This is a genomic window from Tamlana sp. 2_MG-2023 (genome assembly GCF_030548465.1).
Taxonomy (GTDB): Bacteria; Bacteroidota; Bacteroidia; order Flavobacteriales; family Flavobacteriaceae; genus Pseudotamlana.
On the sequence record NZ_JAUOSF010000006.1, the window covers coordinates 131,175 to 156,534 of the forward strand.

The 25,360-nt window shown below is 35.7% G+C and carries 21 protein-coding genes and 1 tRNA gene; 4 read left to right on the forward strand and 18 right to left on the reverse strand.

Features of this window, described 5'->3' with window-relative positions; all coding sequences use genetic code 11:
* Window positions 1-59: 59 nt before the first annotated feature.
* From Q4566_RS11845 to porU, 11 genes are all read right to left on the reverse strand, one after another.
* On the reverse strand, window positions 60-1,568 hold the full coding sequence (locus Q4566_RS11845; protein ID WP_303421392.1) for a DUF389 domain-containing protein: 1,509 nt from the start codon (window positions 1,566-1,568) through the stop codon (window positions 60-62).
* A 6-nt stretch (window positions 1,569-1,574) separates the two neighbouring features.
* Window positions 1,575-2,654 (reverse strand): mannose-1-phosphate guanylyltransferase, encoded by a 1,080-nt coding sequence (locus tag Q4566_RS11850; protein ID WP_303421394.1) that lies wholly within the window; start codon window positions 2,652-2,654, stop codon window positions 1,575-1,577.
* Between the two features lie 5 nt (window positions 2,655-2,659).
* Complete coding sequence (locus Q4566_RS11855) at window positions 2,660-3,256, reverse strand: SprT-like domain-containing protein (protein ID WP_303421578.1); 597 nt, start codon at window positions 3,254-3,256, stop codon at window positions 2,660-2,662.
* Window positions 3,257-3,319: 63 nt separating this feature from the next.
* On the reverse strand, window positions 3,320-3,970 hold the full coding sequence (locus tag Q4566_RS11860) for an HAD family phosphatase (protein ID WP_303421396.1): 651 nt from the start codon (window positions 3,968-3,970) through the stop codon (window positions 3,320-3,322).
* A 3-nt stretch (window positions 3,971-3,973) separates the two neighbouring features.
* Window positions 3,974-4,657 carry an SDR family oxidoreductase gene (locus Q4566_RS11865; RefSeq protein ID WP_303421398.1) on the reverse strand — a complete coding sequence of 228 codons (684 nt, stop codon included), beginning with the start codon at window positions 4,655-4,657 and terminating at the stop codon, window positions 3,974-3,976.
* Complete coding sequence (locus Q4566_RS11870; RefSeq protein ID WP_303421400.1) at window positions 4,650-5,597, reverse strand: M20/M25/M40 family metallo-hydrolase; 948 nt, start codon at window positions 5,595-5,597, stop codon at window positions 4,650-4,652. Before Q4566_RS11870 ends, Q4566_RS11865 begins: the two co-directional genes overlap by 8 nt.
* An 89-nt stretch (window positions 5,598-5,686) precedes the next feature.
* The gene (locus tag Q4566_RS11875; RefSeq protein ID WP_303421402.1) at window positions 5,687-7,339 is read right to left on the reverse strand and encodes a pyruvate dehydrogenase complex dihydrolipoamide acetyltransferase; all 1,653 of its coding nucleotides are present in this window, start codon (window positions 7,337-7,339) and stop codon (window positions 5,687-5,689) included.
* A gap of 3 nt (window positions 7,340-7,342) precedes the next feature.
* A complete protein-coding gene (pdhA, locus tag Q4566_RS11880; RefSeq protein ID WP_303421404.1) occupies window positions 7,343-8,341 on the reverse strand; it encodes a pyruvate dehydrogenase (acetyl-transferring) E1 component subunit alpha in 999 nt (332 codons plus the stop codon).
* 203 nt (window positions 8,342-8,544) lie between these two features.
* Window positions 8,545-9,030 (reverse strand): cytidine deaminase, encoded by a 486-nt coding sequence (gene cdd / locus Q4566_RS11885; protein ID WP_303421407.1) that lies wholly within the window; start codon window positions 9,028-9,030, stop codon window positions 8,545-8,547.
* Window positions 9,031-9,144: 114 nt separating this feature from the next.
* On the reverse strand, window positions 9,145-10,383 hold the full coding sequence (porV, locus tag Q4566_RS11890; protein WP_303421409.1) for a type IX secretion system outer membrane channel protein PorV: 1,239 nt from the start codon (window positions 10,381-10,383) through the stop codon (window positions 9,145-9,147).
* 34 nt (window positions 10,384-10,417) lie between these two features.
* The gene (gene porU / locus Q4566_RS11895) at window positions 10,418-14,302 is read right to left on the reverse strand and encodes a type IX secretion system sortase PorU (RefSeq protein ID WP_303421411.1); all 3,885 of its coding nucleotides are present in this window, start codon (window positions 14,300-14,302) and stop codon (window positions 10,418-10,420) included.
* A gap of 265 nt (window positions 14,303-14,567) precedes the next feature.
* Here porU and gldJ point away from each other — a divergent pair, with 265 nt between their 5' ends.
* Together gldJ and murF are read left to right on the forward strand one after the other, a co-directional pair.
* Window positions 14,568-16,256, forward strand: coding sequence for a gliding motility lipoprotein GldJ (gene gldJ, locus Q4566_RS11900; RefSeq protein ID WP_303421413.1), 1,689 nt, complete (start codon window positions 14,568-14,570; stop codon window positions 16,254-16,256).
* Window positions 16,257-16,337: 81 nt separating this feature from the next.
* Entirely contained in the window at window positions 16,338-17,618 is a 1,281-nt protein-coding gene (gene murF, locus Q4566_RS11905; RefSeq protein WP_303421415.1) for a UDP-N-acetylmuramoyl-tripeptide--D-alanyl-D-alanine ligase, read from the forward strand.
* Between the two features lie 387 nt (window positions 17,619-18,005).
* On the opposite strand, the gene Q4566_RS11910 is transcribed toward murF, so the two are convergent.
* The 7 genes from Q4566_RS11910 to Q4566_RS11940 form a co-directional block, all read right to left on the reverse strand.
* Complete coding sequence (locus tag Q4566_RS11910) at window positions 18,006-18,776, reverse strand: helix-turn-helix transcriptional regulator (protein WP_303421417.1); 771 nt, start codon at window positions 18,774-18,776, stop codon at window positions 18,006-18,008.
* A gap of 114 nt (window positions 18,777-18,890) precedes the next feature.
* Window positions 18,891-18,965 (reverse strand) — tRNA-Val (locus Q4566_RS11915).
* 65 nt (window positions 18,966-19,030) lie between these two features.
* A complete protein-coding gene (locus tag Q4566_RS11920; protein ID WP_303421419.1) occupies window positions 19,031-20,248 on the reverse strand; it encodes a folylpolyglutamate synthase/dihydrofolate synthase family protein in 1,218 nt (405 codons plus the stop codon).
* 3 nt (window positions 20,249-20,251) lie between these two features.
* Complete coding sequence (locus tag Q4566_RS11925) at window positions 20,252-21,130, reverse strand: energy transducer TonB (protein WP_303421421.1); 879 nt, start codon at window positions 21,128-21,130, stop codon at window positions 20,252-20,254.
* A 2-nt stretch (window positions 21,131-21,132) separates the two neighbouring features.
* Window positions 21,133-21,525 carry a biopolymer transporter ExbD gene (locus Q4566_RS11930; RefSeq protein ID WP_303421423.1) on the reverse strand — a complete coding sequence of 131 codons (393 nt, stop codon included), beginning with the start codon at window positions 21,523-21,525 and terminating at the stop codon, window positions 21,133-21,135.
* A 1-nt stretch (window position 21,526) separates the two neighbouring features.
* Window positions 21,527-22,228: a MotA/TolQ/ExbB proton channel family protein gene (locus tag Q4566_RS11935; RefSeq protein WP_303421425.1), complete on the reverse strand. Its 702-nt coding sequence runs from the start codon at window positions 22,226-22,228 to the stop codon at window positions 21,527-21,529.
* Between the two features lie 232 nt (window positions 22,229-22,460).
* Window positions 22,461-23,525, reverse strand: a complete 1,065-nt coding sequence (locus Q4566_RS11940) for an anhydro-N-acetylmuramic acid kinase (RefSeq protein WP_303421427.1) — start codon at window positions 23,523-23,525, stop codon at window positions 22,461-22,463.
* A gap of 94 nt (window positions 23,526-23,619) precedes the next feature.
* Here Q4566_RS11940 and Q4566_RS11945 point away from each other — a divergent pair, with 94 nt between their 5' ends.
* Entirely contained in the window at window positions 23,620-24,762 is a 1,143-nt protein-coding gene (locus tag Q4566_RS11945) for an acyl-CoA dehydrogenase family protein (RefSeq protein ID WP_303421430.1), read from the forward strand.
* A 253-nt stretch (window positions 24,763-25,015) separates the two neighbouring features.
* On the forward strand, window positions 25,016-25,351 hold the full coding sequence (locus tag Q4566_RS11950) for an arsenosugar biosynthesis-associated peroxidase-like protein (protein ID WP_303421432.1): 336 nt from the start codon (window positions 25,016-25,018) through the stop codon (window positions 25,349-25,351).
* Window positions 25,352-25,360: the final 9 nt, after the last annotated feature.

Below are 25,360 nucleotides of genomic sequence, written 5' to 3' on the forward strand. Positions count from 1 at the left end.
AAAAAAACCAAGATTTGAAAATTAATCAAGTCTTGGTTTTTACTTTTTTACTTGGAATTCTAATTCAATCGTCTAACCACTAAAGTATCTAATTTAAGTTTCAGCTTCAGCCATTTTTCCAACTTAGCTTTATCATTTTCGCGCTGTTTATCCTTGTAATCATCCTTCCACTTTACGGAAAACACAGAAATGGTGTCTTTCTTTTTAAAGTCTGTATTAATCACATTAGAATATGAAAACTTATCTATGTTTTCATAATTAATTTTAAGCTCCTCAGTTAAACCATCAAAAGCCATATAAGTACTTTCAAGTTTCGAAAAACGCCTTAAACGATCTTCTAAATACTTAATTTTGTCAGATTGCGACAAAAGATCTAAAGAATCACGGGTACGTAACTCCTCCATATATTTGAAGTTATCTAAATTCTTAGAACGATTCTGATTGATGTTTAACTTTGTGTTTGCCAACGCGCTATAGTCCTTCATACTATTACGTAATAAAGTAATAGTGGTTTCAGAAATTTCATCTAAACCAAATGTATTCAAATCAATAGATGTGTTTTCATCATCTATAAAAGTATAAGAAGCGTTATTTTTTATGTATTCTCCATGCGGTAAATCGGTTAGTTCTTCCCTAATAAAATTACTGGCATCACGTTTAAAATTACTTTCTTCTAATACATTTAAGAACGTCCAAACTGCTGGAACCATCACCACGATAGCCAATAACATGGCTGCTCTAGAAATGAATTGACGCCGCTTAGAATTCGCATATTTTAGCATTGGAAACCTTAAAAGTTTCAACACTAAAAAGGTTGCTAATGCAATAAAAATAGTATTAATGGTGAACAAATACATGGCACCACCAAAGTAAACCCAGTTTCCTTTTGCTAATCCGTAACCAGCTGTACAAAGTGGCGGCATTAAGGCTGTAGCAATCGCTACACCAAAAATTACCGAAGCTATAGTTCCTCTTTTAGTTCGAGCAATAATCAGAGCTAAACCACCAAAAAAGGCAATTAAAACATCACGAATATCTGGTCGCACACGTCCTAAGAGCTCAGAAGTATCTTCACTCAATGGAAATAGCCAGAAAAACAGAAAAGCCGTTAATAAACTTAAAACAATCATGGTTGCTAAGTTTATCAAAGACTTCTTTAAGGTATCAATATCATTTATAGCAATAGATAAGCCTATACCTAAAATAGGCCCCATAAGCGGAGAAATTAACATGGCTCCAATAACCACTGCTGTTGAATTAGCATTTAAACCAATAGATGCCACGAAAATGGAACATACCAAAATCCATGCGGTTGCACCTTTAAACGGAATATCAGCCACAATGGCTTTGGTTGTGGCTTCCCTATCGGTATCATCTCTAAAATCTAATAATTCTCTTAGAAAAATCTTGATACTATCCAAAAGTCCTTGGGCGTCCTTTTTAACGGCGTCCTTTGACTCTTTTACGTTTTTGTCCTTTTCGGCGTCCTGTGCTTCTTGCGTTTCTTGCTCTGCTTTAGCCTCTTTAGCTTCTTCTTCCGAAAAATTGAATTTACTTTCTTCGCTCATTTATGATTATCCGTATTGCTCTCCAAAAGTGTTTTTTACATTTTGAAGTACTTTTTTAATATCTTGTTCTTTTGACTTAGGAAAGATAAGTAAAACTTCCTCTTTATCAACAATAATATAATCGTTCAAGCCGTCTACAACTACGATTTTATCTTTTTTAGTACGAATCATGTTCCCCGAAGCGTCTTCTGGCAACACTCTAGCATTCACAACAGCATTACCGTTCTCGGTTTTATCTAGCTTGTCGTATAAGCTTCCCCAGGTTCCTAAATCGTTCCAATCGAATTCTGCAGCGATAACAAAAACGTTTTTAGACTTTTCCATGATGGCATAATCGACGGAAATATTTTCTGCCTTCGGATAATTTTCTGAAATAAAATCTGCTTCAGCATCTGTATTATATACTGTTAATCCTTTTTCAAATAATTCGAATAATCCCGGTTGGTTTTTCTTAAAAGTGTCAACCACTGTTTGCACACTCCACATAAAGATCCCAGCATTCCACAAGAAATTTCCTTGCGCAATGAAATCTTTGGCGGTTTCATAATCTGGCTTTTCTCTAAACTGGTTTACAGATTTTATCGCTTCCGCGGAAGACTTATCGTATTCAATATAACCATATCCTGTATTAGGGAAAGTTGGCTGAATACCTAAGGTCATTAGCGCATCATTTTCTGAACAATATTCAAATGCTTGCTCTACATTTTTAGAAAAAGTGTTTTCATCTTCAATCCAATGGTCACTAGGTGCCACAATCATGACAGCATCTGGATTTTCCTTTTGAATTTTTAAAGAAGCATATAAGATACAAGGTGCCGTATTACGCATGGCAGGTTCTAAAACGACTTGACGTTGGGTTACCTCAGGAAGTTGCTCTAAAACCAAATCGTTATAACGCTCATTAGTTAAAATAAAAATATTTTCTTTCGGAATAAGCTTTGCTAACCTGTGAAATGTTTTCTGAATCAGGGTATCACCTGTGCCTAACATATCATGAAATTGTTTTGGAAATTCCTCAGTACTCACAGGCCAAAATCGAGATCCTACCCCTCCGGCCATTAAAATGGCATAATAATTCTTATTCATAGTTTTTATTTTATCAGTTCGACTTCTGCATTGGGGTTAAACAAATACATACGACCTGTTTTTACCTCCATGCACTCGTATCGTTTTACGCGCTTGGTACCCATTTGAAATATTTTACCGTTATAAATCTTAAAAACACTTCCTTGTGGGACTTCAAAAATATAGGTTTTATCGTTAGGTTCATCATATTGTTTTAAAGCCAACGATAAATTGGCATCCGTATCACTACTTGCTTTCGGGTTTCTAAAATGTTTTGCCAATAAAGGAAGTAACTCCATAGGGAAGATTTCAGGATTTAAAAATGGTAACATTAAATGCTGAAACGTATATTTCCACTCTTTTCCGTGTGGTTTTATAGTCTTTCCGTAAGTTTTAAATGCTTCTAAATGTGCAACTTCATGAATCAAAGTTATTAAAAAGCGATAGGAATTCAAATTGGAGTTAATGGTTATTTCATGCTTCCCATTTGGCAAGCGTCTATAATCTCCGTGACGCGTTTTACGTTCCTTCTTTATTTTAACAACCAAATTCTCGTGTTGTAAAAGCTCTGAAATTGACGATAGAGCATTTGGTGGAATATATTTTTGAAGTAGGTTCTGCATCATAACAAAAATAACAGAATTCTTTTGAAGTCCTTTTTAAATCTGAAGAGATATTGACAAATATCAAGCTGTTTCGTTATTAATAAGCCCTAATAAATCACTCATTTTAGAAAAAGTTTTAGTGGACAAAACTTCTAATTCGTTTTTATAATCGTGTTCTGTATAGCCGTAAACATCAAAGCCACCGTTTTTCGCACCTAATACGCCTGAAACACTATCTTCTATAACTAGGCATTCACTAGCCTTAAACCCCATAGTTTTTGCAGCCCACAGATAAACATCTGGTTCTGGCTTCCATTTTTGAATGGTATAACAACTAAAAATCTTCCCTTCAAAAGAAGGCAATAAGCCCGTGACTTCAAGATTTAACCTAATTTTATTTTCTGGTCCACTAGACGCCACACAAAATGGGATTTTCAAGTTCTTAATAACCTCTTTAATCCCTTTAATAGGCTGTATATTTTCTTTGAAAGCTTTAAAGGTATTGACTCTGTATTCTGACTCGAAATCTTCAGGCAATAACTTATTTATTCGATTGGAAATTAAATTAAGGCAATGGTTAAAAGATTTCCCTTTGAGATCTATAATAGATTGGGATTTATCCATATTAGCACCTAATAAATTAGCCATTTCAACTAGAGTACCGATAGCAATAGTCTCACTATCAATTAATACACCGTCACAATCAAAAATAATACATTTATATTTACTCATAAATTAGGGTGTTGAATTGGAAACCTGTAACATTTTACCGTTATAATATTTGTTTCCGTTAAGAGAAAAATCAAAAATATATTCCGCCATTTCTAAGGCACTTGTTGGAGCTTGATAACCAGGAAATGCTTCTTCCAGCATTTCGGTTTGTACAGCACCCAAAGCCAAAACATTAAATGAAACACCTGATTCTTTATATTCTTCGGCTAATAACTCTGTTAAGGTAATTACAGCGGCTTTACTAGAACTATAAGCTGCCAACCCAGGAAACTTCATAGAACCTTGCACGCCACCCATAGAACTAATGGTTACCACATGACTTTTGGCGTTCATAAAGGGTAAAACGATGCGTGTTAATTCGGCAACACCATAAACATTGGTTTTATACACGCTTTCAAAATCAGCCATTGATAACTCTGAAAAGGGCTTGTTAACTAAAGCACCCGCATTATTAATCAATACATCTACTTGCTTCCAGTTTTCATTAATGAAGTCTTCAACTTTTTTATAAGCATCGCCATCAGATAAATCGAATGAGAAGGCGGTTACATTTTTAAGATTTAAGTCGAAAATGGGCTTTTCATTCCGCGAAAGCGCTAACACTTGATGCCCAGCCTTAGAGAACAACTTGACCAATTCAAAACCAATGCCGCGACTTGTTCCTGTAATTATAATATTTTTACTCATGTAGTTTAATTTCTTTAGTTGGTGCATTTATCATACCCTCTAACGCAGGAATCATTTTATTAATAAAATTTATCATATGCTGAAAATCCATGAATTCAACTTCATCATCTACATGATGATAATATTCAAAATTGGTAAAATCGAAAGTCGAAATGGCTTGCGCAGGCACTTTAAAGGCCTTATAAAACGGATAATTATCTGATCGCTTAAAAAGCCCGTAAGCTTTGGCTTGAGCTAAAAAGCCAATCAGTTCTTCTTTAGCGTAACTGTTTAGTTTCTCGGCCATATTAGATTCTTTATACCCCGTGACATAGGCCATGATTTCACCTTCAGCCCTTGGCACCCCAATCATTTCAAAATTGATCATGGTATACAAATCAATTTTCATTTCCTTTAACCGTTTTGCCAAATGCTCTGACCCTTTTAAGCCCATTTCTTCAGCATCGTAAAGTGTGAATAAAATACTGCGCTTATTAGATTTTGCCTTGGCAAAATGTTTGGCCCATTCCATGACAGCAACTGTTCCTGAGGCATCATCATTAGCCCCATTGGCAACTGTGTCGCCGTTTACTTCTTTTGCAGAACCAATATGGTCGTAATGCCCACCAAGTACCACAAATTCATTTTTCAATTTAGGATCATGACCTTCAATATACCCTACGATGTTGTAACCAACAAGGTCTTGAATATTAAAACTATCTCTATAAGTTTCAAAAAATGGTTTTATGTTGTTACTTTTAAAAAAGGTCTCGATATAAACGGCTGCTTTTTCTAAACCTTCGGTTCCTGTTTTTCGTCCTTCCAAAGCATCAGAAGCTAGGTAATTCATGCTTTTTTCAACACTTTCTTTTAAAATAGACTGTTCTGATTGCTTCTGCACTTCCTGAGCACCAGAATTTAAAATAGGTAGTAAAAAGAATAAATAGTATATGTTTTTCATAGTTTAAAGATAAAAAAAACCTGTTTCAAAAAAGATGAAACAGGTTTTAAAATTATTGAGACTTCCTTCAATAGAGGAAGAAAAATTAATTACACTAACATCGTTACTGGATTTTCGATAAATCCTTTTAATGTTTGTAAGAACTGTGCTCCAGTTGCACCATCAATCGTTCTGTGGTCACAAGCTAAAGATAATTTCATGGTGTGTCCAACTACAATCTTACCATCTTTTACTACTGGTTTTTCAACAATATTACCAACAGAAAGAATTGCTGAGTTAGGTTGGTTGATAATTGATGTAAATGTATCAATACCAAACATACCTAAGTTAGAAACTGTAAACGTACTACCCTGCATATCGTCTGGAGTCAGTTTTTTGTTTCTCGCTTTTCCTGCTAGTTCTTTAACAGCTGCACCAATTTGAGGTAAAGTTTGCTCGTTTGCGAACTTAACAACAGGAACAACTAAACCATCAGGTACAGCTACTGCAACCCCAACATGCACGTGGTTATTTAAACGCATTTTATCTGCGAACCATTGTGAATTTACTTGAGGATGTTGTTTTAATGCTAAAGCACAAGCTTTAACAACCATATCATTATAAGATATTTTAGTATCTGGAATTGAGTTGAATTGTGCACGGAATGCCATAGCATTTTCCATGTCAAACTCTACATTTAAGTAATAGTGAGGCGCAGAGAATTTAGAATTCGTTAGTGCCTTAGCAATCGCTTTACGCATTTGCGAGTTATCAACTTCATCATAATCTTCTTGACCAGCAGGAACAAATTTACCAGCTGAAGCTGCAGAAGCTGCAGGTTCATAATTCTCGATATCGCGTTTAACGATACGACCATTTTCACCAGAACCTTGAACTTTAGTCAAGTTAATCCCTTTGTCTTCTGCTAATTTCTTAGCTAATGGCGACACATACACACGTCCGTTTTCTGTAACAGGCGTTGGTGCAGGTGCTGCTGCTTTTTTAGGAGCTGAAGCCGTTTTTGCAGCCGGTGCTGATTTAGACGCTTCTTTTTTAGGAGCAGCTGCTTTCGGAGCTTCTTCCTTAGCTGGTGCTGAACCGGCAGAAAAATTATCTGCAACTCCAGAAACATCAGTTCCTGCAGGGCCTATAATGGCTAATAAAGAATCTACTTTTGCAGACTCGCCTTCTTTTAATCCTATTTCTAATAAAGTACCAGACTGGAATGATTCAAATTCCATAGTTGCTTTATCTGTTTCGATTTCAGCTAAAATATCACCTTCCTCTACAGAATCACCAACTTTTTTCAACCAAGTGGCTACGGTACCTTCTTCCATGGTATCACTTAAACGCGGCATAGTGACCACGATAACACCTTCTGGTAATTCAGCAGCAGCTGGAGCAGCCTCTTCAGCAGGAGCTTCTTCAGTTTCAGTTGAAGCAGCTTCCGCTGTTTCTTCTTTAGCTTCTTCAGCAGCTGGAGCTTCGCTTCCACCTCCGTTTAATATTTCAGAAATATCTTCACCTTCATCACCAATAATAGCTAAAAGCTCATCTACTTTTGTAGTTTCACCTTCTTGAACACCAATATGAAGTAAGGTTCCTTCGTTAAAAGACTCAAATTCCATAGTTGCCTTATCGGTTTCGATTTCAGCTAGAATATCACCTTCTTCAATTTTGTCTCCTACTTTTTTTAACCAAGCCGCTACCGTACCCTCTTCCATGGTATCGCTTAAACGCGGCATATTTACTACTATTGCCATAGTCTATATTTTATGTTGAATGAATGGATAATCTTCTTGTTCGTAAACCATATCGTAAAGCTGTTGCTTTTCTGGGTATGGAGACTCGTCTGCAAACTTCTCACATTCTAAAACGCGTTCTTTAACACGTTTATCAATTTCTTTAATATCATCTTCCGTTGCGTATTTCTTTTCAAGAATAACATCTTTCACTTGCGTGATTGGGTCAATTTTCTTGTATTCTGCAACTTCGTCTTTCGTTCTATAATGTTGAGCATCACTCATGGAGTGTCCTCTATAACGGTACGTTTTTAATTCTAAGAAAGTTGGTCCATCTCCACGACGTCCTCTTTGGATAGCTTCATCAAAAGCTTCAGCAACTTTAATTGGGTTCATACCATCTACAGGTGCACAAGGCATATCGTATCCTAAACCTAACTTCCAAATATCGGTATGGTTTGCTGTACGTTCTACTGAAGTTCCCATCGCGTATCCGTTATTCTCACAAACAAACACAACAGGTAGTTTCCATAACATGGCCAAGTTAAAAGCCTCATGAAGCGACCCTTGTCTTGCAGCACCGTCACCGAAACAACATAATGTAACCGCATCACTACCGTGATACTTATCTCCAAAAGCGATACCAGCACCTAAAGGAATTTGTCCCCCTACAATACCGTGACCACCATAAAATCTAAATTCTTTAGAAAAGATATGCATAGAACCACCCATTCCTTTAGATGTTCCTGTAACTTTTCCGTATAATTCTGCCATAACACGTTTAGGATCTACCCCCATACCAATTGGTTGCACGTGATTACGGTAAGCGGTAATCATTTTATCCTTACTTAAGTCCATAGCGTGTAAAGCTCCAGCTAACACAGCTTCTTGACCATTATATAAGTGAAGAAATCCTCTTACTTTCTGTTGAATGTATACTGCAGCTAGTTTGTCTTCAAACTTTCTCCAGAACAACATGTCTTCGTACCATTTGAGGTAAACCTCTTTTGTGATTTTTTGCATGGAATAATTTTATGATAATTTATAAGCGACTACAAAAGTAACACATTGTGCTGTAATGCAAAAACGCAATTTCACTAAAGTGTGAAAAAAATTGAAATATATAGCCATAATTCGCTCCTTTGATTATTTGATAATTTTTTGACTGTATTATCTCTTTATTTTAAATTTGAGAGTGATTTCACGCCCAGAAAGCGCTCAAATAGTTAAAAAAGAACAGATTTATCAAACACAAATGGCAGTAAGTCTGACACTGAATTAGACTTTGCAACAGCGCCTATCTTCCCCATAAAGTATATCGCAATAGGGGCGTGTTGTTTAATTTCATATTCAACCATTGCTTGCCTACAAGCGCCGCAAGGCGGAATGGGTTCTTTCGTCGGATTGTCTTTCGCGGTTGCCGTAATAGCCATATATAGCACTTTAGCATTTGGGTATTGGGAGCCCGCATAATAAATAGCCGTACGTTCAGCGCAAAGCCCAGAAGGATATGAAGCATTCTCTTGGTTGTTTCCTGTAATAATCTCACCATTATCAAGCAATAGCGCTGCTCCGACTTGAAAGTTAGAATATGGTGCATAAGCGCGACTTCTAGCCTTTATAGCTTTTCCCATTAAACCAGCAATATCACGAGGCAATTCTTCTAGGTTATCAAAAACGAATAACTTCGATTCTATTTTTACTTCTTTCATAAGACGGCAATTATTAAGTTACTCTCATTTTTTATGACAAGTTAGGAAACTCTTAGAAACAAAAAAACTATTGCTTTCACAATAGTTTTTTGATGAATGAACCATAATTCATTTTTAGTATTCTGCATACGTTCCTGCTCCAATATTAAATGTTAAAGAGAAACGTAAAGTTCCTTCTAAAGGACTTTGTACTTGCGAAGTTGAGAATAAATACGACAAATCGATATTTACAACACTTGCCTTAAATCCAGCCCCTAAAGCCATGAATTGTCTAGCTCCTTTTTCTTCAGCTTCATGAAAATATCCTGCTCTGAAAGCAAAAGCATCTTGATACGTATATTCTGCTCCTAATGCCCATGTAATCTCTTTCATTTCTTCTCTAAACCCTCCTGGCGCATCACCAAATGACTGGAACATGCCTTGTAAAAAACCAACATCATCAGATTTACCTTTGTAAATGACATCTGCATTTTCTAAATCACCTAAAGTATCGACTCCTTCATCATATTGACCATTATTATTTACGTCATCATACAAGTACTCATCACCTAAAATTGGAGGTGTTGGCACTAATAATTTTGTAAACTCTGTAGTAACTGCGATTTTATTATAATCATCAAAGATGAAATCAAATCCACCACCTAACCTCAAGTTAGTTGGTTGAAAGTTTTCTTGACCACCTTCATCGTATTTAAATTTCGGACCAATATTTTGAATGGCAAATCCACCACGCCATCTACCATTGAAATCAGCGTAAGCCACTTCTTCACTTTGGTAATATCCAGAAATATCAACTCCAAAAGTACTGGCAGGAGTTGTATCACTCGTACCATCATTTAACTTTAGATCTGAACGCAAATAACGCATAGCTACCCCCATTGCAAAACGATCATCTAAACGCAAGGAATAAGATGCATCTAAAGCAAACTCATTTGGACGTTGCGTATATGGTGTTGCAAATTCATTATCTGTAAACTCAATATCTCCTAATGAAAAATATCTTAAACTCCCTGCAAAAGCACTACGTTCATCTATTCTATTATAATAAGTTAAGCTTCCTAAAAAAATATCATTTACTAACTTACCTAAATATGGTGTATAACTCACGCCAACACCAGATTTGGTTTCCGCGAAAGCGTATTTTGAAGTATTCCATTGCTGAGAAAAAGCATCTACAGAGGTTGCAACCCCCATATCTCCCATACCTGCAGAACGGGCATCGGATGCAATTAGTAAAAATGGCATTCCTGTTGTAATCACTCTAGAGTCGTTATCGTTAGGTACGATAGTAGTTTGGGCCTCTAATTTAAAAATGAAAGCAAAAGCTATTAATAGCAATAATCTATTCTTCATGAAATATGGTTTAGTTAGCAAATATAATTTTTTCTTACAGTATTACAAGTTTCTCTATTTTTTCGACAGTTTTATTCAATAAATCGGAATGTACTTTTAATTTATACACATAAACGCCTTTTCCTATTTTACCACCAAAATCATCTCTACCATCCCAAACAATATCTCGAGACAACGAACTATTAACTACTGCGCCCCCAGAGGTTTTCCCGTTTAAAGTTCTTACCAGTTTCCCAGACACGGTAAAGATCTGTATAGAAACGCTTAAAGACTCCGAACTATTGTGGTTAAACCAAAATTCTGTATAATCTACAAAAGGATTTGGGTAATTAAGCACATTATTTATAACCAATTCTTGATCTTCATCAAAGACCATAAATTGAATTTCTGAAACTGAAGAATTGTTATAAACATCCCAAGCCTTAAGGGTTAAGGTGTGTAATCCTGGTTCTAAATCTCTTAACGGAAAACTCACAACGCCGCGCGTATAATCATCAATTTCAGTTTGATAATAATCATTAAGAATTATTGGATTTTTTTCATCACCATCAAGTATGGCTACAATATCATGTCCAACACCGCTAGATGTATTTACCCCATTAGCATCTTCTAATTTAACCAATAATGTAGGCGACTCATTAGTAATACCTCCAGATACAAAGTTTTCATCATTCATGTACAGATTAATTACCGGACCAATATTGTCTTCAGCTGCATTTTCATTTAAACCACCAATTTTAATGGTATTAACACTCGCCCCAGCTTGATCAAGTGTTACATCTTCATTTTCCGAATAAAAACTTACTTTTCCATAACCTACTGGAATACCTATATCTTTTGGCACTACAAAATCAAACTCAAACTGCCCGTTTTTTACAGAAGCTTGTCCTCTAAATATAATCTCACCAAGGGTTTTAAAATCTAAAATTACCAGCTGTCCGTTTAGTTGTGTGCGGTCATTCCCTAAAGTACTTCGGTCAATATACTTATCGTAAATGGTAGTTGAAAGAACCCCAGTGTAATCAGTTAATACTTTTCCTGAAACATCGGTAACTTCTCCTGCTAATTTCACTTTGCTTAATGCTTTTATAGTGTCGGTAGACTGTGCTAATGGCACATCATTAATTTTAGTCAACCTAATACTTGGCTTTGGAAAATTTAATTTCATTGCAGGGTCTCCTATAAAAAAGACCAACCTACGCTGACTGTTGTTTGATACCGCAGGATCTGCCTTAGCTAACCTTAAAGCTTCAGCCATTGAAGGATATTCATTGTCATCATACCCGTCAGTGTTACTATATGAAAACAAATATTGTCCTAATATATTATTGAAATTAATTGCAAAACTCACATATATCTGCCTTGTCGTAGTAATCAAACCTATAGCACCCGCTTGCTTATTCCAAAATGTAAATTCTCCAGCGGTTTCACGATATGGATTATCAAATCGTGTAAACTCACAAGTAACCGTTACAAAACAATTAAGCTTATTATAATTTCTAAAATTTTCAATATCTGGCTTCGTTAAAATACGCTCTTGCGCTAAACCATCTTCACCGCCATGTCCAAAATAATTAACAACTAAAGCACCGTTATCAACTGCATTTGAAATCGCAGTATTTACCGCAGGATATCTATTCCCTCCAGCTGAAGTTTCTTGCACGTAAGAATCGGAGTGAATTTTAACTACATTGATAAATGGTTTTTTTTCTGTGACTAAATTCCCAATGCTATCAGTAGTCTTTTGCAATATGCCTTCCCAATCAGCATCAACATCGTCTGAAATCACTACAAAATTATTACGCCAGCTCCCAAAAGATTCTTTTTGATAGTAATAAGAGACTTTATCAACCAATTCTTTTGCTCGTTCTTGGGAATCAGCAATAATTCTACCCACAGCTATATCTAACATTTCCGAACTCCCCATAGCACCTTCGTTATCATCCATCATTCCATAAAAATCATCAGAAACAAACGAACTAGCCAAACTAAAGCTGTTATACGAATACCATGAAGGCACCATATTTGTATTGTTTGGAATTCGATCTTTATAATCAAAAGAACCATCACCAAATAAGCATAAGTATTTTATTCTTTTATCTGGAGCACTCGCATTATCATAAACATATTTTACAACATTCCTAATCGCACCTACATCTTGATTCCCTGTACTGAATTCAGCATAGATCTCATCCAAACCTAAAACCTTAACATTTAAACCATATTGATTACGGTTAATATCTGCTAAACGTTCGGCTTGATTAATCATATTATTTGGAGATACAATAATATAATCGATGTCTTGAAAATTGCCCTGCTCATTTTTAAAAATGGTTCCTTTTATATCTTGATTGACTACATCGGTTTTAGAATCCAACTTAGGCTCAAAATAATCGGTTGGCGTTATGGCCACGTAAGTTTTTAAACTCCCTAGTTGAGATCTAAAACTTAAAGTAGAATTCCCCTGGGTATTCTCTACATTCGAAATATTATACAAATCGGTAACATCCCAAACTTCGGAAACATTTGAAGCATTTGTTAGGTTATACTGTCCTACACCAGACACTGATGTCACCACACTATTTTTAAACTGAAATTGTTTACCTGAGAAACTTAAAGCACTCATAGCTTCAATAGAAATATAATCTAAATAGGCTTCAATACTCGGATTCCCTAAATTATTAAAATTAAGCCCTACGGAAACTTTAGATCCGTTTACATTAACATCTCTATATAACGCACCACCAGAAGCTAAATTTGGACTAGAAACACCACGTAAACTAATACTCGAAACAGCAGAACCATTAACACTAACATCGAACGAACAATTTGTCCCATTAACCGCACCTACCAAAACACTAAGTTTGATAGGCTCTGTAGTGATCAGGTTAGGGAAATCAAATTCAAAGGTTTTATTGTTTTGAACATCAAATTTATCACCAAACCAACGCCTTCCTAAGGCTATTAAATTATAGTCATCAATTTCATGAAATTGATAAGACTCATAACTATCAATCATCAAATCTACTGAACCAGTTGGTTGCGCAAAAGATTGAATACGTTTACCGTCCCCACTAGTACCAACATTGATATAATAATAAGTCTTATCAGTATAACAATTTATATGTGTCGCACTCTCAACATCAAATCCTTTTGGTCCGCGACCATAAAACAAAATATAATCCTGATCATTAAACACGCCATCTTCTCCTCCAACAAACTTTATGGAATTTTCAGGCACATCATATGGATAAGGCTCTACATTCGAATAAGGAATCATTTGTCCGCCATGACCATATAATTTAATACGATTAGGATTTACCGAATTCACATCAACCCCTAAACGCTGTAAAAAGTTTTTGGACAATTTAAATACCCCAGTAGTATCAATATAAAACTTATACCATTTACCTGAACTCAAAGCAGAACTCGATAAGCTTTTCGATGACACATACCCCTTATTTGAAACAGCCCTTTTAGTTGTAAACCCGTGCTTATAACTTAAATGAAATGAAGTGATTTTTTTAAAACGACCATTACTATCTTTTATAATGGGGTTTAACTGAAAGGAGAGGTAGCGTTTATTTCTAGAGATAGCATTTTTAAGCTGAAACTCTAATTTGCTAGGTATCTTACTAACATCTAAGTCTTTTAATTCTGAAGCCGCCATATTTTGATAAACGACCCCTGTAAGATTAGCTGAAGCTTCATCAATCTGAGTTTGACTCTCCCACTGATCTACAAAGCGAAGACCTTCATCGGTATAGGTAAAATGCTCGTCATTAAACGCAGGCAACTCTATTGAAAAACCAGCCCCTGAAAGCTTCTTAGTACCCTCCCAAGAAATACTATATTTTTTCTGTTGCGCTAATAAGGCTACTGAGGTTAACAGTAGTAAAAAGAAAATATTATTTTTCATTGATAAAATAACGTCATTAATAATATGTTATTATTAAAAGAAATAACATTTTTAAAAAAGTACTTCAAAAATACAATAATAAATTTGTTAAACCTTCGTTAACATAGACGAAAACACACTGAAAAACGGACAAAATCATCGTTGTAAGGCCTAAAAAACAGGACGAAATACACGATTTTTTAGTCAAAATGTAATTATTAGCTTGCGATATTCGGTTTAATTCTTATATTGCAGCACCAAAACATTATTTAGCTTACTTAAAAGTATGGATATGAAAAAAGTAGTCGTATGCAAAGTTTTAGCTGTATTAGCACTTGCTATAGCTTCAACTAGTTGTTCAAAATCTTCGAGTTCAAAAAACAGCTCGCGAGCGACTGGATGGCAATTAAACTCTAGAGAGGGTGGCTTCCAGTACAATACAAATTTTAGAGAACAAGAAACTGCTCCTGGATTGGTTTTTGTTGAAGGAGGAACATTTACAAAAGGACGTGTTCAAGACGACGTAATGCACGACTGGAATAATAGCCCTAGTCAACAACACGTGCAATCTTTTTACATGGACGAAACAGAGGTTACCAATATGATGTACATGGAGTACTTAGATTGGTTAAAACGTGTATACCCACCATCGGAAGGAAACTTTAGAGCAATTTACAATGGTGCTTTACCTGATACATTAGTTTGGAGAAACCGTTTAGGTTTTAATGAAGTAATGACTAACAACTACTTACGTCACCCAGGATATGGTGAATACCCTGTAGTTGGTGTAAGTTGGATTCAAGCGGTAGAATTTGCTAATTGGAGATCTGATCGTGTTAATGAGAAGAATCTTGAAGAAGCAGGTTACTTGCAACGTGACTCAAAAACTACTGAAGTTACTGCAGATCAAACCTTCAGTACAGATACTTACATAAATTCACCTTCAAGAACCTATGGCGGAAATGAAGAAATTCATGATGGCCGAGCTAGAAGTAGAAATGCTAGAGTTGATGAAGAAGGTAACGAAACTGGAGTATACGCCACTCGTGAAACAGGAATTCTTTCTCCGAAATACAGACTACCAACTGAAACAGAATGGGAGTATGCAGCTTTAGGTTTAAGTGAAATTAGAGATTATAACTTATACCGTGGACGTAAAAAATACCCATGGGATGGACAATATACACGTTCAGGAAAACGTAAAATACGTGGTGACCAATTGGCTAACTTTAAACAAGGTAAAGGTGATTACGGTGGAATTGCAGGATGGTCTGATGACGGTGCCGATATTACAAATGCTGTAAAATCTTATGACCCTAATGATTTTGGATTATACGATATGGCAGGGAATGTTGCTGAATGGGTATCTGATGTTTACCGTCCTATTATTGATGATGAATTTAATGATTTTAACTACTACCGTGGAAACGTTTACACGAAAAACGCTATAAACGAAGATGGTACTGTAAAAATCGTGACACCTGGTAACATTGTTTATGACACCCTTTCTAACGGAAGAGTTATTGCTAGAGATTTACCTGGAGAGATTTCACAAGTTCCTGTTGATGAAAATGAAACATACTTAAGAACTAACTTTGATAGAAGTAACCATATTAACTACCGTGATGGTGACAAACGTTCATCTCGTTATTTCGAAAGCTTTAATGATGATGATTTAGGAAAAAACCCTGAGGCAGAAACAAGACAAATGTACAACTCGCCTAAACACACAATCTCTAGAGATTCTTCAGGGAACATTATTAGAGAATTTGATAAAGCATCAAACAGAACCTCTTTAATTAATGATGAAGTTCGTGTATACAAAGGAGGGTCTTGGAAAGACAGAGAGTACTGGTTAGACCCAGCTACAAGACGTTACTTCCCACAAGATATGGCAACAGATTACATCGGATTTAGATGTGCGATGTCTAGAGTTGGATCAAAAAGTAAATCGAAAGCTAAAACTAAAAATTAAGCTTACTTTTAACAGATAAACTAAAGTCCTAACACCAGTTGTTAGGACTTTTTTTATACATTTATTTAAAATTTATTTCACTTGAAAACATCAAAACTTCACAGCTTATTTTTAACTTGTCATTCAGCCTGTACAGACACTAGAAGCATGCACCCAAACGCTATGTTTTTTGCTTTAAAAGGCGACAACTTTAACGGCAACACTTATGCTAAAAAAGCTTTAGAAGCTGGAGCAAAATATGCCATAGTAGATGAAGAATCTGCCAACACTTCAGACAATACTATTCTAGTTCATGATGTTTTAACAACACTACAAGAGTTAGCCTCTTTTCACCGCAGTTATTTAAATACACCTATAATCGCTCTAACAGGAAGTAACGGCAAAACCACAACAAAAGAACTGATCAACGCTGTATTATCAAAAAAATATAATACTACCGCAACCATAGGTAACTTAAACAACCATATTGGAGTTCCTGTAACCCTACTTTCAATGACTAAGAATACTGAAATAGGTATTGTAGAAATGGGCGCAAATCATCTAAAAGAAATAGAATTTTTATGTAGTATCGCTAAACCAGATTTTGGATACATTACTAATTTTGGAAAAGCACATTTAGAAGGTTTTGGAGGCGTCGAAGGTGTTATTAAAGGTAAAAGTGAGATGTATGCCTATTTAATAAAAAACAATAAGACCATTTTTATAAATACCACCGATAAAATTCAAGTCGATAAAACAATAGAGGCCAACACCTATACTTTCGGAAATTCTTCTGATAACAACGATGTTAACATAAACTTTATTAAAGCACAACCTTTCGTAATAAGCCAATATAATGACATGAAAGTTGAAAGCTGCCTTATAGGTGATTACAACTTTAATAATATTGCGGCAGCCATAACTATTGGAAATTATTTTAAAGTCGATGATGACGCTATTAAAACAGCTATAGAACACTACACCCCTACCAATAATCGTTCACAAATTATCACTAAGGGCACCAATAAAATCATTTTAGATGCCTACAATGCCAACCCTACAAGTATGCAAGCAGCTTTACTTAATTTTGAAAAACAAAAAGGCTTTAAAATTGCTATTTTAGGTGATATGTTTGAACTTGGAGAAGATGCCAAAACAGAACACCAAAACATCGTAAATTTAGTAGAAACCCTTGATATTGATAGCGTCTACTTTTTAGGAGAAAATTTTCATAGTACCCATATCCTATCTGAAAAAGCAATATCCTACTCTACTTTTTCCGATTTTGAATCTGAAGGTAAAATAAACACACCTAAGGGCTCTAATCTTTTAATAAAAGGCTCTAGAGGCATGGCTTTGGAACGCGTACTAGAACTGCTTTAAAAATTAATAATACAAAAAAATGCCTGCCTTATAAACAATATATAAGACAGACATCAATAAATAATTCTCCCTAAGAACTAATTAATAGCAACTCAAAGTTGCAATTATATTAGCTTTAAGCCAATACTCAATTTGAGTAATTATTTAAATTTCGATTAACGACCGTTTATTAGGGTAATCTGAACATTTTTAAGTCAAACTTTTCTTGTTTCCCGAAGAAATAATACCAACTTAACCGTATAATGTCGTATTTTTAATTTGAATTATTTTTGTTCAGATGAAATAGAAAATTCAAGCATAGCATTAGCTACGGTTTTATTTTATATTGAAATATGGGCGAAAAAGAAACAACTTATGTGCGACATTATATGGTTAAATTGGTATGACCTATATCAAATTGGTATTCATTTTAATCATACCAACAAGTTCACCTGTTGAGGATACATTCAGCTTTTTTAAAATATTTCTGCGATGTGTATCTACAGTGTTCGGACTAATATTTAGCTTTTCAGCAATAGCCTTACTAGATTGATTCAAAACTAAAAGACGAATCACATCACGTTCCCGATTACTAATTCCGTTGGAAAGTAATTTTTGAGAAAAATTATTATAGTAAACCGTTTCATATTCATTATTCCCATTTAGTAACTTCGCAGAGGCACATATTTGCATATTTATCTCTGGAACCAACACCGTGTAATGAGCTAGACCAATAATGGGTTTATTACCACTATCAAATTCCAACGGTGTCGTATTTTGAACGATATTAACGTAGTTACCATAATTATTCATCAAACGATAATTCCAGGTATAGGTCATTTTACTACGCTCTTCTACACTAATTTTATTCAACGTAAACTTCATAAGGTCACTTAATGCATGTAACCATAAATCTAAGTCTTCTGGGTGCATTCTACTCCAAAAATAACGCATCCCTTTAGTCTTTACATCTGCCCCATCTAAACCTAAGCAAGCATGGATATTTTTGCTTACATATTCGAACGTTAAGTCCTGGGTATTTGTAATGCAAAAAAAAGTAGAGCTATATGGAAGAAAAACATCAAGCTCAATTAATTTCTCAATATGTTTCTCTAAAGTTGGATGGTCGTGCGAACTAAATATCTCTCTGTAAGTATCTCTAATACTATCACCTTTCATATGGATATATTTTTCTAAAAACAATAATGCTTCAAATTACAATATTATTTTGAAATACAAATCCCTATAAAAACAAAAAACCTGATGAAAATCATCAGGTTTTTTTAATTTCTGTGGGCGCGAAGGGATTCGAACCCCTGACCCCTTGGGTGTAAACCAAGTGCTCTGAACCAACTGAGCTACGCGCCCTAATTATTAGGAGCTGCAAATATACAACCCTTTTTCACTTTACAAAAACTTTTTTGAAAAAATTTTCAAATTATTTCTGCAACGACAAAAGTGCTTCCTCCAACATAAATAAAATCACTTGGTTTCGCGTTTTTTAAAGCTTTTTTATAAGCTTCATTTACAGACGAATACGCCATTCCTACTAGCCCGAAAGCCGATAAAGCCTCCTTTAAGAGGCTTGCATCCATACCTCGAGGAATTTCTGGTTTGCAAAAATAATATTTTGCGTTTTTAGGTAACAAATGTGCAATCGACCCTAAATCTTTATCATTTACTACTCCAAAAACAATGTGTAAGGCGTCAAAATCTTCTTTTGACAGTTGATTCATGACATCTTTTAGACCACTTTCGTTATGTCCGGTATCACAAACCACCTTCGGATTTTCATTTAAAATTTGCCATCTTCCCAAAAGTCCGGTGTTTTTAACCACATGAAGCAAACCTGTTTTTAATTCGTCTTCAGAAATAACAAAACCTTTTTCACGAAGCTCTTTAATGGCCTGTATAACAGTTTTAATATTTTTGGACTGGTAGCTTCCAATTAAATCTGATTTATAGTCCGTTTTTACCACCTGATCGGCAAATACGATTTTAGACTGATGCTCTTCCGCTAGCGTTTCGAAAACCGTTTGGGTTTCGCTTTGCGTCTCCCCTATTACCACGGGAACATGATTTTTAATGATTCCGCCTTTTTCGGAAGCAATCGCTTCCAAGGTATTTCCTAAAAACTGTGTATGATCTAGTCCAATGTTAGTAATCACTGAAACTTCAGGCGTAATGATATTGGTAGAATCTAATCGCCCTCCCATTCCGACTTCAACAACGGCAATATCTACTTTTTCTTCTGAAAAGTATTCAAAAGCCATACCTACGGTCATTTCAAAGAAAGACAGAGATTCTGATTCAAAAAACGACTTATTACGTGCTATAAAATCGATAACAAAAGTTTCAGAAACTTCTTTACCATTAATTTTAATACGTTCTCTAAAATCTTTTAAATGCGGTGAAGTATAAAGTCCTACTTTATATCCAGCCTCTTGTAAAATAGAAGCGAGCATATGACTTGTAGAACCTTTCCCATTGGTTCCAGCCACATGAATGGATTTGAAATTATTTTCTGGAAAATTTAAATGCTTGGCAAGCTTAAGGGTATTGCTTAAGTCTTTTTTAAACGCCGTACTACCTTGATTTTGATACATGGGAAGTTGAGAAAACATCCACTCTAGCGTATCGTTATAAGTCATTTGTTATTCACTTATTTTGAAGTTCACACTCACGAATCCTATTTGACGCGTCGGTGCTTTAGAATCTGCTGGCCACTTGTGCGATAAAGCAATCTTTTTAGCAGGATCTAAAAGACATCCAGCTGTATTGGTAGTACCTTTAACCCCTGGAGTCGCTTCAATAACATTTCCACTTTGATTCACGACTATCCTAACAACAACCATTCCCGATTCGTTACAGTCTTGTGTCAACCTTTTAAATGAAGCAGTACCACGACCATTTAAACCGTATCCTACACCGCCACTTCCTGAACCTTGTCCGCCAAAATAACTAGTAGCATAAGGATCGCCATCTAATTGGCCTTTATCCCCAGACTTATTATCATTACCCTCACCTCCTACTTCAGAGCCTTCAGATTTTTTAACACCTCCAATTAAGGCATCTAATTTTTTCTTCTTTTCGTCCTGTTCGCGTTTTTCTTTGGCTGCTTCTTCCACCTTTCTTTTGGCTTCGGCTTCCGCCTCTGCTTTTGCCTTGGCCTCTGCGTCCGCTTTGGCTTTAGCTTCGGCTTCTTTTTGTTTCTTAATAGCTATCGCTTCAGAGTTATCTTCGGTAAGTACTTCTTCCTGAGCTTCAGCAGGCGCTGCTGCTTCTGGTTCGGGTTCAGAAACTTCGGGCTCCACAGGTTCAACCACCTCTTGAGGTTCCGATTTTACCGGTTTCAATGGCTGTACATCACCTTTTCCAACACTAGAATTACCAAAATTTACGGCAACACCATATTCTTCAGGTGGGTCCATATACTTGGTGCCAACCACAAATAAAAGCAACAAAATAATGAGACTAATTAAAGCCGTTAATTTTGCTGAATTCCGTTCGTGTTTGGTTCTTAAGTATTTCATTATTAATTCGGTTGTACCGCAAGAATGACTTTAAATTTATTTCTATTGGCTATATCCATAACCTTAACCACATTATCTACAGGCACCGATTTTTCGGCACGTAATATAATGGTTGGTTTGTCTGCGGCTGATAATTCTGCAAGTAATTCGTTTTCTAGAACACTTACGCCAACTCGTTTCTGATCGATATAATACGTTAAATCTTTTTTAATACTAACTGCAACAGACTTCTTATTTTCTGTTTTACCACTTGCTTTTGGCAATAAAATATCAATAGCATTAGTGGTTACCAAAGTAGATGCAATCATAAAAAAGATAAGTAGTAAGAATACAATATCGGTCATAGACGACATATTGAATTCTGGTGTTACTTTATTTCTTCCTCTAAGATTCATACTAAGTTGGTTCGTTTAAGTGATCTAAAAATTCTAAAGAGTGCGCTTCCATTTGGTAAACAACCTTATCGGTTTTTACTACCAAGTGATTGTATGCCATATAAGCAACAATACCCACAATTAAACCAGCAACTGTGGTTGTCATCGCTGTATATAAACCACTTGCTAAAACATCCATTTGAATGCTTCCTCCAGCATTAGCCAATTCGAAAATGGCTAAAATCATCCCTACCACAGTTCCTAAGAAACCAATCATGGGCGCCGCTCCAGAAATAGTCGCTAAAACACTTACGTTTTTCTCAAGACCATAAATCTCTAGACGTCCTGCATTTTCAATAGCCGTATTAATATCAGCCAAAGGTTTTCCAATTCTTGATATTCCTTTTCCGATTAATCGTGATACCGGTGAATTCATCTGAGCACATAATTGCTGTGCCGATTCAATCTTACCATTGCTAACATGATCTTTAATTTGATTCATAAAATTAGCATCAATAGTCGAAGCTGCTTTTATAGCGAAAATACGTTCGAAATAAATATAAATAGCACCTACAAGCAGTAGAAACAATATGGCTATAATAACCTGTCCCGCTGCTCCCCCGCTAGCTATTAACTCAATAATTGAAAGTGTTTTTTCAACCGATTCTCCTTCCGGAAGTACATCGACTCCCTCTTGTGCTTCTTGTATTAAAATATTCACCATAAATTCTGTTATTTATTGCAACGTTATAACGTTACTTTCTTGGTTAAAGTATAAACCGTATACAAAAGCTTTTCTCTTTTATATAAGTGTTCATGTGGTTGTTCAACAATATGATTTGGTTCGTTAAAGTTTCAAATTAACTAGTTACAAAACGTTTAAATACGCCTGGTTAATTTTGGAAACCGAACAAATATAAAAAACTAAACTATTTAGACTTCATTTTTTGAAGATTTTAGGCCAGAAATATTTCTCCTGAACTGTGATTTTTTGAAGCTCCTGTAACACTTTGTAGGCAATTCACTTCATTTCTAAGTTTCAATACGCCTAAAAAACCAAAAATCAAGGCTTCTTTAAATTCCACAAGGCGCTTTGAAGGGATGATAATTTCAAGAGAAGTATGTCCTTTTAGAGCATTCACTAAATAGATATTGTATGCCCCGCCACCGGTAACCAGCACCTTACCAGTTTCCTTAATTTTAAATTGCGTTGCGATTTGAAAGGCAATATGCTCCACAAAGGTTTTAAGAATATCTGCAACCTCTAAATGATAAGAATCAATTAGCGGCAACACCTGTTCTTTAACCCACTCTAAACCTAAAGATTTGGGAAAAGCTGCTTTATAAAAAGAAAGGGCATTTAACTCATCAAGAAGTTTCATATTCAAAACACCTTTAGAAGCTATTTTTCCGCCATCATCATAATCAAAACCTAAACGGTTCACATAATGATTCAATACAATGTTCACGGGACAAATATCATAAGCAATGCGCACACCGTTAATATCTGAAGACACATTAGCAAAGCCTCCTAAATTTAGGCAGAAGTCATAATTAGAAAACAAAAACTGATCACCAATAGGTACCAGAGGAGCTCCTTGTCCGCCAAACAGAACATCTTGAACTCTAAAATCACAAACTACCTTTTCTCCTATTAATTTTGAAATCTCAGGCAGGTTTCCAATTTGTAAAGTCATGCCTTTTTCCGGCTGATGCAAAGCTGTATGCCCATGCGAACAAACTGCATCGATATCCTTTAAATTATGTTTTTGAATGAAGGTTTTTATGACTTCAGCAAGATAAACCGTATAATCGGCATCAATACGTTTTAATTTTTCTTCGGAATAAGAAACTAATGCGCTCAACTGTGTTTTCCAAAATGACGGATACGAGACCGTTTCAGCTTTCAAAATTTCAAACTGCCATTCTCCTTTAAACTGAAAATTTATTTCAACGAGGTCAATCCCATCTAATGAGGTTCCAGACATCACTCCAATAACATGATACTTATCTTCTAACATAGCTGGTAAAAATAAGAAAGACGATTAAATAATTCACATGAAAAAGCTATATTTGATAAAATATATCACCAAATAAACTAAATTATTACGAATTATGGATTTTAAGCTCTCTGAAGAACATATCATGATTCGCGATGCCGCTCGCGATTTTGCTCAAACTGAATTACTCCCAGGCGTGATTGAACGTGACACGAACCAACACTTCCCCGATGAACTCGTAAAAAAAATGGGAGCCCTTGGTTTTTTAGGTGTTATGGTAGACCCCAAATACGGCGGTAGTGGCATGGACGCCATTTCTTATGTGATTATTATGGAAGAGCTTTCTAAAATTGACGCTTCGGCTTCGGTGATTGTTTCTGTTAATAATTCGTTAGTTTGCTTTGGCTTGGAATGTTACGGTACCGAAGCGCAAAAACAAAAATACCTTACAAAATTAGCTACTGGTGAATTTATTGGCGCCTTCTGCTTAAGCGAGCCGGAAGCCGGAAGTGATGCCACATCACAAAAAACAACAGCCATTGATATAGGGGACCATTACATTATTAACGGTACCAAAAACTGGATTACAAGTGGCGGACGTGCCGATGTTTACTTAGTCATCGCACAAACCGATAAAGAAAAAGGCTCACACGGCATTAATGTTTTTATTGTTGAAAAAGGTACTGAAGGTTTTCATGTTGGACCTAAAGAAGACAAGCTAGGCATCCGCGGAAGCGACACACACACCCTTCAATTTAACGACGTTAAAGTTCCGAAGGAAAATAGAATTGGCGTTAATGGTTCTGGGTTTCGATTTGCTATGAAAACACTTTCTGGTGGCCGTATAGGCATTGCCGCTCAGGCATTAGGCATTGCTTCGGGCGCCTACGAATTGGCTTTAAAATATTCAAAAACTCGTAAAACTTTTGGGGTTGAAATTTGCAACCACCAAGCCATTGCTTTTAAATTAGCAGATATGGCCACTGATATTGAAGCCGCCAGACACTTAGTGATGAAAGCCGCTTGGGAAAAAGACCAAGGTTTAAACTACGATTTATCGAGTGCCATGGCGAAATTATTCGCTTCTAAAGTTGCTATGGAACACACGGTAGAAGCCGTTCAAATTCACGGAGGCAACGGTTTTGTAAAAGAATATCATGTAGAACGTTTAATGCGCGACGCCAAAATAACGCAGATTTACGAAGGCACTTCTGAAATTCAAAAAATCATTATCTCCAGAAGTATTACTAGAGATTAACTATTAGGATTATTCATAAACTTTTGAATCCGTTGTAAACTATTTTTAAAATATTACAACGGATTTTGTTATGTTGATTTAAACTTATCGACTTAAAATTTTAGATTTACAGACTAACACCATTTCAACCCTATAATATCGCATATAATTTGTTTCTTTTTCACTTGAGTTTTATATTTCATCTGAACAAAAAATAATTCAAATTAAAAATACGACATTATACAATTAAATTGGTATAACATAAAAACACATCATGCAAAAAACATATTACGACCCTGCCGACTTAAAGAAATTTGGAAAAATTAGCGAATGGAACCCTGAATTGGGTGAGAAATTTTTCGATTACTACGGCAAAGTTTTTGAAGAAGGCGCCCTTACGGCTCGTGAAAAAGCACTTATCGCCTTAGCTGTTTCTCATACTGAACAGTGTCCGTATTGCATTGACGCTTACACCAAAGACAACTTGCAACGCGGTGTCACCAAAGAGGAAATGATGGAAGCCATTCATGTTGGCGCAGCCATTAAAAGTGGTGCGACGTTGGTTCATGGTGTTCAAATGATGAATAAAGTGAATAAACTGGACATGTAACCTGCTTCA

Bases quoted from the DNA above. Each gene is read 5' to 3' on its own strand.
- Q4566_RS11845 (WP_303421392.1), bottom strand. From the start codon at position 1,568: ATGAGCGAAGAAAGTAAATTCAATTTTTCGGAAGAAGAAGCTAAAGAG.
- Q4566_RS11850 (WP_303421394.1), bottom strand. From the start codon at position 2,654: ATGAATAAGAATTATTATGCCATTTTAATGGCCGGAGGGGTAGGATCT.
- Q4566_RS11855 (WP_303421578.1), bottom strand. From the start codon at position 3,256: ATGCAGAACCTACTTCAAAAATATATTCCACCAAATGCTCTATCGTCA.
- Q4566_RS11860 (WP_303421396.1), bottom strand. From the start codon at position 3,970: ATGAGTAAATATAAATGTATTATTTTTGATTGTGACGGTGTATTAATT.
- Q4566_RS11865 (WP_303421398.1), bottom strand. From the start codon at position 4,657: ATGAGTAAAAATATTATAATTACAGGAACAAGTCGCGGCATTGGTTTT.
- Q4566_RS11870 (WP_303421400.1), bottom strand. From the start codon at position 5,597: ATGAAAAACATATACTATTTATTCTTTTTACTACCTATTTTAAATTCT.
- Q4566_RS11875 (WP_303421402.1), bottom strand. From the start codon at position 7,339: ATGGCAATAGTAGTAAATATGCCGCGTTTAAGCGATACCATGGAAGAG.
- pdhA (WP_303421404.1), bottom strand. From the start codon at position 8,341: ATGCAAAAAATCACAAAAGAGGTTTACCTCAAATGGTACGAAGACATG.
- cdd (WP_303421407.1), bottom strand. From the start codon at position 9,030: ATGAAAGAAGTAAAAATAGAATCGAAGTTATTCGTTTTTGATAACCTA.
- porV (WP_303421409.1), bottom strand. From the start codon at position 10,383: ATGAAGAATAGATTATTGCTATTAATAGCTTTTGCTTTCATTTTTAAA.
- porU (WP_303421411.1), bottom strand. From the start codon at position 14,302: ATGAAAAATAATATTTTCTTTTTACTACTGTTAACCTCAGTAGCCTTA.
- gldJ (WP_303421413.1), top strand. From the start codon at position 14,568: ATGGATATGAAAAAAGTAGTCGTATGCAAAGTTTTAGCTGTATTAGCA.
- Q4566_RS11910 (WP_303421417.1), bottom strand. From the start codon at position 18,776: ATGAAAGGTGATAGTATTAGAGATACTTACAGAGAGATATTTAGTTCG.
- Q4566_RS11920 (WP_303421419.1), bottom strand. From the start codon at position 20,248: ATGACTTATAACGATACGCTAGAGTGGATGTTTTCTCAACTTCCCATG.
- Q4566_RS11925 (WP_303421421.1), bottom strand. From the start codon at position 21,130: ATGAAATACTTAAGAACCAAACACGAACGGAATTCAGCAAAATTAACG.
- Q4566_RS11930 (WP_303421423.1), bottom strand. From the start codon at position 21,525: ATGAATCTTAGAGGAAGAAATAAAGTAACACCAGAATTCAATATGTCG.
- Q4566_RS11935 (WP_303421425.1), bottom strand. From the start codon at position 22,228: ATGGTGAATATTTTAATACAAGAAGCACAAGAGGGAGTCGATGTACTT.
- Q4566_RS11940 (WP_303421427.1), bottom strand. From the start codon at position 23,525: ATGTTAGAAGATAAGTATCATGTTATTGGAGTGATGTCTGGAACCTCA.
- Q4566_RS11945 (WP_303421430.1), top strand. From the start codon at position 23,620: ATGGATTTTAAGCTCTCTGAAGAACATATCATGATTCGCGATGCCGCT.
- Q4566_RS11950 (WP_303421432.1), top strand. From the start codon at position 25,016: ATGCAAAAAACATATTACGACCCTGCCGACTTAAAGAAATTTGGAAAA.